The sequence below is a fragment of the Flavobacterium sp. genome (assembly GCF_020217025.1).
In the GTDB taxonomy this organism is placed as follows: Bacteria; Bacteroidota; Bacteroidia; order Flavobacteriales; family Flavobacteriaceae; genus Flavobacterium.
In genome coordinates, this window is the sequence record NZ_JAIWOF010000199.1 from 1 (window position 1) to 10,000 (window position 10,000).

Sequence of the window (10,000 nt, forward strand, 5' to 3'; positions counted from 1 at the left end):
GGATTTTTCTTCTGCTGAAGATATATTTGGACCGTCAGAATAAAAAAAGCCTTGCAGTGCAAGGCTTTTTATTATAAAATAATTTAAAATTATTTTTTTACTTCTTCTTTAACTGCTTCAACAGCTTCAGTAGCAGCTCCTTCAACTTTAGCAGCAGCAGAATCAGCAACTACAGCAGTAGAGTCAGCAACAGCTTCAACAGTTTCAGTTACTTCAGTAGCAGTAGAATCAACTGCAGTTTCTGCCTCAGCAGCAGCTTCTTTACAAGAAACGAACATAGCAGCAACAACTGCTAAACTTAATACAACTTTTTTCATTTTGTTTTAATTATAAAAGGTTAAAATTTTATTTTGAATAGGATTGCACTATTCTCTTCTCTATATGTTTAAAAAAAAGCCCCACATTGTGGAGCTTGATTTTTTCTGTCAGCAATAAATTACTTAGCAGGTGCAGCTTCAGCAGCAGGTGCAGCAGTAGCAGCAGAATCAGCAACTACAGCAGTAGAATCAGCTACAGGAGCTTCTTCAACAGCAGGAGTTTCAACTACAGTTGAGTCAACAGCTGGAGTTTCTTCAGCAGCATTTTCTTTACATGAAACGAACATAGCAGCAACAATTGCTAAACTTAAAACAACTTTTTTCATCTTACTAAATTATAAAGGTTAATTATTAATTCGGAGCAAAGATATAAATTTTTTAACATGTCAAAATATTTTTAGACATTTTTTTTCATTTTTTTTCTTTGGATTCCGAAATGCTTTATTTCAAATGGCGTGCCAAACTTTTTATTTTTAAAAAATTCTGTAATTATTTGGCTTTTTGTGACTTAGGATAAATAATTGTCATCTCTTCGATAAGGTTTTTAGCTCCTGCAAATTTATCAATCACAAATAAAATGTAGCGTGCATCAACCATGATGTTTCTACAGATTTCTGGACTATAATAAATGTCGCTCATTGTACCTTCCCAAACTCTATCAAAGTTCAATCCGATTAGGTTTCCTTTTGCATCCAAAGCAGGACTTCCTGAATTCCCGCCAGTAGTATGATTTGTTGCGATAAATGCTAATGGCATTTTCCCGTTTTTGTCGGCATATCTTCCATAATCTTTTGCGTTATACAAATCGATTAATTTTTTTGGAACGTCAAATTCGTAATCGCCTGGAATGTATTTTTCAATCACTCCATCTAAATAACTCACCGGTTCGTAAATAACAGCATCGCTTGGTTTATAGCCTTTTACTTTTCCATAAGTTACACGTAACGTACTATTCGCATCAGGGAAAATTCTATCGTTAGGGAAGAATTCCATAATTCCTTTCATGTACGTTCTTTGTAATGCGATATTTTTTAAATTGATCTCATCAAACTTAGGTGCTACATTTTTTTGGTAACTATCCGCAATTGATTTTACTAATTGGTAACCTTTGTCTTGATTTAATTTCTCTAAAACCGACTTAGCATCACCATTCAATAATTCTTTCAAACCATTAAAGCTAGTTAATTTCGAAGAACCAAAAACACTTGTTGTTAAAGCAGATGCATTAACATTGTTTAAACTTTCTGGTAAAAATTGTTTTGGAGATTTTGTAGCGTATAAATTGATCAATTGTTCAAAAACTTTTTCATCCACTTGAGCGCTGTAATCTTTATATAAACCTTCGAATCCTGAAATTAAATTGTTTTTTCTGTCATTAAAAGCTTGCTCACCTTTAGTGTTATATACTTGCTCTAATTGGTACAAACGATATCCAAAAGATAAGATTTCTGAATTACGCAAAACGACTTCCGTAAAGTAATCTCTTGCAATGGCATATTCTCTAATGTCTCTGTAGTTCTTTTCGAAATCAGCTAAAATAGTTCCGTATTCGGCCTGTTTTCCAGCTTTGTTAACTCTTTCTTGGAATTTCTTTTCGAAATCTTGTTTAAAGGCAACCGCATTCGATTTTTTCAAACCTTTAGTTTCGCCTATCCATTTTTTCCAATAATTCGCAACTCCAGCATACTTAGAAGCGTATTGAATTTTAATCGCGTTGTCTTTTCTCATGAAACCATCTTGTACTTTTAAAGCAGCATCACGAATTTCGATTTTAGCTGGATTCAAATCATTTACAATTTGTTCTACAGCGAATGATGGTAAATATTCTTGAGTTCTTCCTGGATAACCCATTACCATGGTGAAATCGTTTTCTTGAATTCCTTTTGCAGAAACTGGGAAAAAGTGTTTTGGAGTATAAGGAACGTTGTCTTTTGAATATTCAGCAGGACGATTGTTTTTGTCTGCGTAAATTCTAAATAAAGAGAAATCACCTGTGTGACGAGGCCAAACCCAATTGTCTGTATCAGAACCAAATTTTCCAATTGAACTTGGTGGTGCCCCTACTAAACGAACATCTTTAAAAGTTTCAGTTACGAATAATAAGTATTGGTTTCCATCGTAAAAAGCACGAATCATCGTTTCTTGCCAAGCTTCTCTTGAATAACTTTTATTTAAAGCCACGATATTTTGTTGGATTCTTTTTTGCTTATCGCTTTCTGAAGGAAGATTTAAAACACCTTCAAAGATTTTTGTAGTTACATCCTCAATCTTGATGATAAAAGTAACGATTAAATCTTTGTTTGGTAATTCGTCTTCCATTTTGTAAGCCCAAAAACCATTCGTTAAATAATCATGTTCAACAGTAGAATGACTTTGAATGTTGTCATAACCACAGTGGTGATTAGTTAATAAAAGTCCTTTTGGAGAAATCATTTCTGCTGTACAACCGCCATCAAAATGAGGAACAGCGTCTTTTAAGCTGGAATTATTTACCGAATAAATATCATCGGCACTAATTTTCATTCCCAAAGCTTTCATTTCTTTTTCGTTAGTTCCTTTCAATAACGAAGGAATCCACATGCCTCCTTGTTGCGCTTGAACTTGGATAACAAATAAAACAAGTAGTAATTTTAAAAATTTCATAGGTATAATTTTATTTAGTGACTTTGTACTTCATTAATTTTCGGTTATGAAGCTCAAAATCGTGTGCAAGATACAATTTTTGTGCGTTTTCGTTGTGCGGTTCGACTTCTAAATACAGTAATTTTAACGATAATTTAGGAACTTCACGTTGAATAAACTGAATCGCTTCTTTTCCAAAACCTTTTCCGCGAGCGGTTTCTTTGATGAATAATTCGTCAACAAAAGCAATCTTTCCACCATATTCAAAACTGAAAATAAAAGTAAGAATGATATAACCCACAATTTCATTTTCGGAATATATCAACCAAGATTTTCCAAGATGTTCATTGGGAATAAATTCTTGAAACAAAGTTTTAGCCACTTCAATATCCATAGGATAATTGTCAATCGCATAGAACTCTTGCATCATTAAGGTGATGATTTCAATGTCTGCAATTTCTAATGGTTTGAAGCTTGTCATTAGTCCAAAATATGATTTATAATCGTTTGCGTGGCTCCTTTATTCATTTGAACAAATGTGCTGCAAATGTGCCCTTTTTCTAATCGTTCGTCTTCGTTGTGAAGCAATAAATCAAAAGCCTCATTAAGTTGCGTTTGATTCTGAATCGAAATACAACCTTCCATATTTACCAATGCCGTGGCTTCAGCAAAATGGGAATAATTTGGTCCAATTACAACCGGAACTCCAAAAGTCGCCGGTTCTAAAATATTGTGAACACCTGGATTTCCAAAACCTCCGCCCACATAAGCAATATCGGCGTAAGAATAGATTTTGGTTAAAATTCCGATGGTGTCGATGATGAAAACCTGAAAAGCCTCTATTTTGTCATGCTGAACTTGTTTCAGCATCTCATCTTTTTCCGAATATAAAATCGTTTTCTTTTGAATTTGATTTTTGAGATTTGAAATTTGCTCTTGTTTAATATTATGCGGTGCAATAATAAATTTCACATCATCCGAACTCTGATTGATGTAATTAATCAATAAACTTTCATCTTTTGGCCATGAACTTCCGATTACGATTGTAGTTTTGTTGTCTTTGAATTGTTCGATAAAATCTAATGAATTATCACGTTCTAAAATTGAAACCACACGATCAAAACGCGTATCGCCAGAAACTTTTACATTGTTAAATCCGATACTTTGAAGTAGTTTTTTTGAACTTTCATTCTGAACAAAGAAGTAATCAAATGTTTTTAAAGCGTTTCTGTAAAATCCGCCATACCATTTAAAAAACGCTTGATTTTCTCTAAGAATTCCAGAAATCAAATAGGTTTTGATTTGCTGTTTTTTTAATTCGTTCAGATAATTTGGCCAATATTCGTATTTGATAAAAAATACCATTTCGGGATGAACCAATTCAATAAATTGTTTCGCATTCGAAATTGTATCTAATGGTAAATAAACAGTAACATCAGCAACGGTATTGTTTTTTCGTACTTCATAACCCGAAGGAGAAAAAAAAGTAACCACAATTTTATGATTTGGGAATTGTTGTTTGATTGCTTCAATTACGGGTAAGCCTTGCTCATATTCGCCTAAAGAAGCCGCATGAAACCAAATCGTTTTATCCGAAGTTTGAATTTTATCCGCCAAAGTTTGAAAAACGGATTTTTGTCCGTTTATAAAAAGTTTCATTTTCGGACTAAAAAGCGCAATTATTTTCAGCAATTGTGCAGCTATAATTACAATTAAATTATATATTTGATTCATGCCTTTAATTAAGGTTATAAAAGTACAATTGTTTCATCAAATAAAAAAAATATGAAATTGATTTCAAAACAAATGGGAATATTGGCAATGTTGTATTTTATCGTCACTTTGTTGATAAAAAAATATTTTTTTGAAGATGAAATCGATAACAAATCAATTTTCACAACTTTAGCTTCCACTATAATTTTTTGTTTAATTTTTTATTTTTTAAAAAGAAAAAAAACCACATCAAAAGATAATTAGTAATTTTGCTAACAGAAAATTTCAATTATGAGAAAATTACAAATGGTTGACTTGAAAAGTCAATATGAAAAGATAAAAGAAGAAGTGAACGCTTCTATTCAAGAGGTTTTAGATACGAATACATATATCAACGGACCTTTGGTTCACCAATTCCAAGCAGATTTAGAAAAATATTTGGGAGTAAAACACGTAATTCCATGTGCTAACGGAACCGATGCGTTGCAAATTGCCATGATGGGATTAGATTTAAAGCCAGGTGATGAAGTAATTACTGCAGATTTTACATTTGCTGCTACAGTTGAAGTAATTGCGTTATTGCAATTAACTCCAGTTTTAGTGGATGTAGATATGAACAATATGAATATTTCGTTAGAAGGAATTCGTAAAGCAATTACGCCTAAAACAAAAGCAATTGTTCCAGTACATTTATTTGGTCGCGCTGCTAATATGGATGCGATTATGGAAATTGCTCGCGAGCATAATTTATATGTTATCGAAGATAATGCACAAGCAATCGGTGCTGATTACACTTCAAAAGATGGTTCTAAAAAGAAAGTAGGAACGATTGGACATGTTGCGGCAACTTCATTTTTCCCATCTAAAAACTTAGGTTGTTATGGTGATGGTGGAGCCATTTTTACGAATGATGATGCTTTAGCACACAAAATCAGAGGAATCGTAAACCACGGAATGTACGAAAGATATCATCATGATGTTGTAGGTGTGAATTCTCGTTTAGATAGTATTCAAGCTGGAGTTTTAAAAGCGAAATTACCACATTTGGATGCTTACAACAAAGCACGTCAAGAAGCAGCCAGAAAATACAGTTTGGCTCTAAGTGTAAATCCAAATATTTGGGCGCCAACTATATGTGAATCTTGTGATTGTCACGTATTTCATCAATATGTAATCCGAATTTTAAATGGAAAACGCGATGGATTATTAGAACATTTGCAAGCAAAAGGAATTCCATGTGCAATTTATTATCCAATTCCATTACACAGTCAAAAAGCGTATGCAGATGCACGTTACAAAGAAGAAGATTTTCCAGTAACGAATCAAATGGTAAAAGAAGTAATCGCGTTACCAATGCATACGGAATTAGATGACGAACAAATTAAATTTATTACAGATTCAGTTTTAGAATTTGTTTAATTCATATTTAAGAGACGCTATTTATCGCGTCTCTTAATTTAATAATAAAGAATGAAGATACTGGTTACTGGCGGTTTAGGATTTATAGGTTCTCACACAGTTGTGGAATTACAAAATGAGGGTTTTGATGTAATTGCAATCGATAATCTTTCTAATTCATCAATAGAGGTTTTAGACGGAATTGAGCGTATTACTGGGAAAAAACCTTTGTTTGAAAACATCGATTTGCGAGATAAATCGGCGGTTCAAAATTTCTTTTCTAAATACCAAGATATTTCAGGAGTGATTCATTTTGCTGCTTCAAAAGCGGTGGGAGAAAGTGTTGAAAATCCTTTGTTGTATTATGAAAACAATATCAATTCTTTAGTATACTTATTACAAGAATTACAGAGAAAGCCAGAAGCTCATTTTATTTTCAGTTCGTCTTGTACCGTTTACGGTCAAGCCGAAAAAATGCCAATTACCGAAAATGCACCTATTCAAGTTGCGATGTCACCTTACGGAAATACGAAGCAAATAGGTGAGGAAATTATAACCGATGTTGCAAAAGTAACCAATATCAATTCTATTTTATTACGTTATTTTAATCCTATTGGAGCACATCCTTCGGCTGAAATTGGTGAATTACCATTAGGTGTTCCACAAAATTTAGTACCTTTTATTACGCAAACTGCTATTGGACTTCGTGAAAAATTATCGGTTTTTGGGGATGATTATCCAACTCCTGATGGTACCGCAATTCGCGACTACATTCATGTAGTTGATTTAGCAAAAGCACATGTAATTGCCTTACAACGCTTGTTAAACAAACAAAACTCAGAAAAAGTAGATACGTTTAATTTAGGAACAGGAACGGGAAGTTCGGTTTTGGAAGTCATTACTGCTTTTGAAAAAGTGTCCAATCAAAAATTAAATTATCAAATTGTGGGTAGAAGAGAAGGCGATGTAATTGAAGCTTACGCCAATACAGACAAAGCAAATACTATTCTAGGTTGGAAAGCACAATCTACTTTAGAGGAAGCTTTAGAAAGTGCTTGGAAATGGGAGAATAAAATCAGAAATAAATAAAATAAAAAAATCCTCAATTGAGGATTTTTTTATTTTTCAACAGATTCTTTTACTTTTTTTGCTCCTTCTTCCACTTTTTCAGCTCCTTTAGCAATAATGTGTTTTGCTTTTTCGCCTACTTTAGAAGAATCAATTGCTTTTTTAGCTTTTACTTTTGCCGAATCTGCCGCTTGTTTTAAATCGGCTCCAACGGCTTCAGAAGCTTCTTTTACTTTTTCTTTTGTTTCTTCTTTGCAAGAAAATAACATAGTTGCCAGTGCAATTCCTAAAAATATTTTTTTCATGGTTGAATTTATTTTACGAAATAAAATTACAAAATTAATGCCAAAGGAAAGTGAAATATTTTTTACCAAAAAGTAATTACTTAATATCGTTGTTTTTCTTAATCTCTTCTACTTCTTCCTTGGCATCTTGTAATGTGGTAGCTTCTAATTTTAATTCTACTACATGAATTATTTCGGCATATTTTGATGGTTTTATAGAACTTCCAAATTCAATGGCATAGCATTTTGCAAATAGCGCTCCCAAGTACAAAATCACAGACGAATAATAAACCCAAACCATAATAATGACTAATGAACCCGCTGCTCCATAAATGGTTCCTAATGACGATTGAGAAATGTAAAACGAAATTAAAAACTTTCCAAACATAAAAAGGATAGCAGTTGTAAACGAAGAAACTCGAACCTGTTTCCAAGTGATGTTGGCATCGGGTAATATTTTGAAAATTACTGCAAAAAGTAATGTTATTACCGTTAAAGTTACCAATGTTTGTCCAATGTAAACAGTATAAACAGCAGCTTCAGAAAAATGTGCAAATAGTTTTTGGTTCAATGAATCTAAAATGGCTGATAATCCTAAAGACGCTAATAATATGAATCCTAAACTCCCAATTACCCCAAAAGAAAGTAATCTGGATTTAAAGTATAACCAAAAACTAGAACGTTTTTTAAGTCGAATTCCCCAAATAGAATTAATAGAATCTTGAATTTCTGCAAAAACTGAAGTTGCACCTATTAATAAAGTTATGATTCCAATGAGTGCAGGAAATCCACTTTTATTTGAAATGGCAATATTTTTAATCATTTCTTGCAATTGAATAGCGGCTTTTTCGCCTAAAAAATCTTTGATTTGAAGAAAAACCTCACCTTCAATTGCATTAGTTCCAAAAAAAAGCCCCACTACATATAGTAAAACCATAAGTAGTGGAGCCATTGAAAATACGGTTGTGTAGGCTAATGAAGCACTTTTTTTCATGATTTTATGTTCTCCAAATTCGGAAAATGTGGAATGAATTACATCCCATAAATCTTTGTAGTACGCTTCTCTAACTCCTTTCAAAATAGATTATGCCGAAATCGTTTCGACTTCTTTATCAATTTTATTTACTAATCCAACTAATACTTTTCCTGGACCAACTTCTGTGAAACTCGTTGCGCCATCTTTAATCATTTGTTGTACCGATTGCGTCCATTTTACTGGAGCTGTTAATTGAATGATTAAATTTTTCTTGATTTCATTCGCATCAGAAACAGCGCTAGCAGTAACATTTTGATACACTGGGCAAATTGGAGTTGAAAAAGTAGTAGCTTCAATTGCTGCCGCTAATTCTTCTCTTGCTGGCTCCATCATTGGTGAGTGGAAAGCGCCACCAACAGGTAAAATTAAAGCACGTTTTGCACCTGCTTCTTTCATCTTTTCACAAGCTAATTCTACTGCTTTGTATTCTCCAGAAATCACTAATTGACCTGGACAGTTGTAATTTGCAGCTACCACAACACCATCAATTGAAGCACAAATATCTTCTACAATTTTGTCGTCTAAGTTTAAAACAGCCGCCATAGTTGAAGGTGTAATTTCACATGCTTTTTGCATTGCCATAGCTCTTTGTGAAACTAATTTTAATCCATCTTCAAATGATAAAGCACCATTTGCAACTAAAGCAGAAAATTCACCTAACGAATGTCCGGCAACCATATCTGGTTTTACGTCTAAAACTTTTGCTAAAATTACCGAATGCAAGAAAACCGCTGGTTGGGTTACCTTAGTTTCTTTCAATTCTTCAGCAGTTCCTTCGAACATGATATCAGTGATTCTAAAACCTAATATTTCATTAGCTTTTTCAAATAATTCTTTTGCTACAGCTGAATTTTCATATAAATCTTTTCCCATTCCTGAGAATTGTGCGCCTTGACCTGGAAATACGTATGCTTTCATGTTTTTAGTTTAAAAGTTTAAGGTTTATGAGTTTAAAAGTGAAACTCAAAACTTCAGCAAAAATAACATTTTTATTAGAATTCAGTAGAATTTACAATTTCCAATAATTGATTTTTGTATTCCGGATGGATAATGCCATTTACTACATCAAAATTTTCGTAGAAACTTGGTAAAGAAAAACTACCTTTTACAATTCCACCTTGAAACGGAAAACGTTTTGAAGCAATTTCTAAAACCGAGCTTCCACCACGAGCACCAGGAGAAGTAGCTAATAACAACATTGGTTTTTCTTGAAAAGTTTTAGCGTTAATTCGAGAAGTCCAATCTAAAATATTCTTAAAAGCTGTGGAGTAATTTCCGTTATGTTCGGCAAACGAAATTATAATTAAATCGGCACTTCCTAAATTCGCATAAAAATCTTGTGCTAACGGATGAATTCCATTTTCTTTTTCTTTATCAACAGAGAAAATAGGCATTTCGTAATCGTTTAAATCTAAAATTTCAATTGTTACATTTTGAAACTGATTTGCAGCAAAAGTTGCCAATTGTTTATTGATGGATTGCTTACTTGATGAAGCTCCAAAAGCGATAATTTTTTTAGTCATTTTTATTTAGATAGTATGTTAAAGCACCAGAAGGACATT

The 10,000-nt window shown here is 32.9% G+C and carries 11 protein-coding genes; 2 read left to right on the forward strand and 9 right to left on the reverse strand.

Annotated features, from left to right (window positions below):
- Positions 1-89 precede the first annotated feature (89 nt).
- From LDL23_RS10230 to LDL23_RS10250, 5 genes are all read right to left on the reverse strand, one after another.
- The gene (locus tag LDL23_RS10230; protein WP_026724295.1) at positions 90-317 is read right to left on the reverse strand and encodes a hypothetical protein; all 228 of its coding nucleotides are present in this window, start codon (positions 315-317) and stop codon (positions 90-92) included.
- A gap of 119 nt (positions 318-436) precedes the next feature.
- Entirely contained in the window at positions 437-643 is a 207-nt protein-coding gene (locus LDL23_RS10235; protein ID WP_026724294.1) for a hypothetical protein, read from the reverse strand.
- A gap of 163 nt (positions 644-806) precedes the next feature.
- Positions 807-2,960 (reverse strand): S46 family peptidase, encoded by a 2,154-nt coding sequence (locus LDL23_RS10240; protein ID WP_291265608.1) that lies wholly within the window; start codon positions 2,958-2,960, stop codon positions 807-809.
- Between the two features lie 10 nt (positions 2,961-2,970).
- The gene (locus LDL23_RS10245; RefSeq protein WP_291265609.1) at positions 2,971-3,420 is read right to left on the reverse strand and encodes a GNAT family N-acetyltransferase; all 450 of its coding nucleotides are present in this window, start codon (positions 3,418-3,420) and stop codon (positions 2,971-2,973) included.
- Complete coding sequence (locus tag LDL23_RS10250) at positions 3,420-4,673, reverse strand: glycosyltransferase N-terminal domain-containing protein (protein ID WP_291265610.1); 1,254 nt, start codon at positions 4,671-4,673, stop codon at positions 3,420-3,422. Before LDL23_RS10250 ends, LDL23_RS10245 begins: the two co-directional genes overlap by 1 nt.
- A gap of 270 nt (positions 4,674-4,943) precedes the next feature.
- Between LDL23_RS10250 and LDL23_RS10255 the strand changes: the two genes are divergently transcribed.
- Entirely contained in the window at positions 4,944-6,071 is a 1,128-nt protein-coding gene (locus LDL23_RS10255) for a DegT/DnrJ/EryC1/StrS aminotransferase family protein (protein ID WP_291265611.1), read from the forward strand.
- A 51-nt stretch (positions 6,072-6,122) separates the two neighbouring features.
- Positions 6,123-7,139, forward strand: a complete 1,017-nt coding sequence (galE, locus tag LDL23_RS10260) for a UDP-glucose 4-epimerase GalE (protein ID WP_291265612.1) — start codon at positions 6,123-6,125, stop codon at positions 7,137-7,139.
- 29 nt (positions 7,140-7,168) lie between these two features.
- Here the strand turns inward: galE and LDL23_RS10265 are convergent, their stop codons facing one another.
- From LDL23_RS10265 to LDL23_RS10280, 4 genes are all read right to left on the reverse strand, one after another.
- Entirely contained in the window at positions 7,169-7,423 is a 255-nt protein-coding gene (locus LDL23_RS10265; protein ID WP_291265613.1) for a hypothetical protein, read from the reverse strand.
- A gap of 76 nt (positions 7,424-7,499) precedes the next feature.
- The gene (locus tag LDL23_RS10270; RefSeq protein WP_291265614.1) at positions 7,500-8,480 is read right to left on the reverse strand and encodes a YihY/virulence factor BrkB family protein; all 981 of its coding nucleotides are present in this window, start codon (positions 8,478-8,480) and stop codon (positions 7,500-7,502) included.
- Positions 8,481-8,486: 6 nt separating this feature from the next.
- On the reverse strand, positions 8,487-9,356 hold the full coding sequence (gene fabD, locus LDL23_RS10275; RefSeq protein WP_291265615.1) for an ACP S-malonyltransferase: 870 nt from the start codon (positions 9,354-9,356) through the stop codon (positions 8,487-8,489).
- Between the two features lie 74 nt (positions 9,357-9,430).
- Positions 9,431-9,961 carry an NAD(P)H-dependent oxidoreductase gene (locus LDL23_RS10280; RefSeq protein WP_291265616.1) on the reverse strand — a complete coding sequence of 177 codons (531 nt, stop codon included), beginning with the start codon at positions 9,959-9,961 and terminating at the stop codon, positions 9,431-9,433.
- Positions 9,962-10,000: the final 39 nt, after the last annotated feature.

What these genes read in the sequence shown, in the direction of transcription:
- LDL23_RS10250 (WP_291265610.1), bottom strand. Translation starts at nt 4,673, where the DNA reads ATGAATCAAATATATAATTTAATTGTAATTATAGCTGCACAATTGCTG.
- fabD (WP_291265615.1), bottom strand. Translation starts at nt 9,356, where the DNA reads ATGAAAGCATACGTATTTCCAGGTCAAGGCGCACAATTCTCAGGAATG.
- LDL23_RS10230 (WP_026724295.1), bottom strand. Translation starts at nt 317, where the DNA reads ATGAAAAAAGTTGTATTAAGTTTAGCAGTTGTTGCTGCTATGTTCGTT.
- LDL23_RS10265 (WP_291265613.1), bottom strand. Translation starts at nt 7,423, where the DNA reads ATGAAAAAAATATTTTTAGGAATTGCACTGGCAACTATGTTATTTTCT.
- LDL23_RS10280 (WP_291265616.1), bottom strand. Translation starts at nt 9,961, where the DNA reads ATGACTAAAAAAATTATCGCTTTTGGAGCTTCATCAAGTAAGCAATCC.
- LDL23_RS10240 (WP_291265608.1), bottom strand. Translation starts at nt 2,960, where the DNA reads ATGAAATTTTTAAAATTACTACTTGTTTTATTTGTTATCCAAGTTCAA.
- LDL23_RS10235 (WP_026724294.1), bottom strand. Translation starts at nt 643, where the DNA reads ATGAAAAAAGTTGTTTTAAGTTTAGCAATTGTTGCTGCTATGTTCGTT.
- galE (WP_291265612.1), top strand. Translation starts at nt 6,123, where the DNA reads ATGAAGATACTGGTTACTGGCGGTTTAGGATTTATAGGTTCTCACACA.
- LDL23_RS10245 (WP_291265609.1), bottom strand. Translation starts at nt 3,420, where the DNA reads ATGACAAGCTTCAAACCATTAGAAATTGCAGACATTGAAATCATCACC.
- LDL23_RS10255 (WP_291265611.1), top strand. Translation starts at nt 4,944, where the DNA reads ATGAGAAAATTACAAATGGTTGACTTGAAAAGTCAATATGAAAAGATA.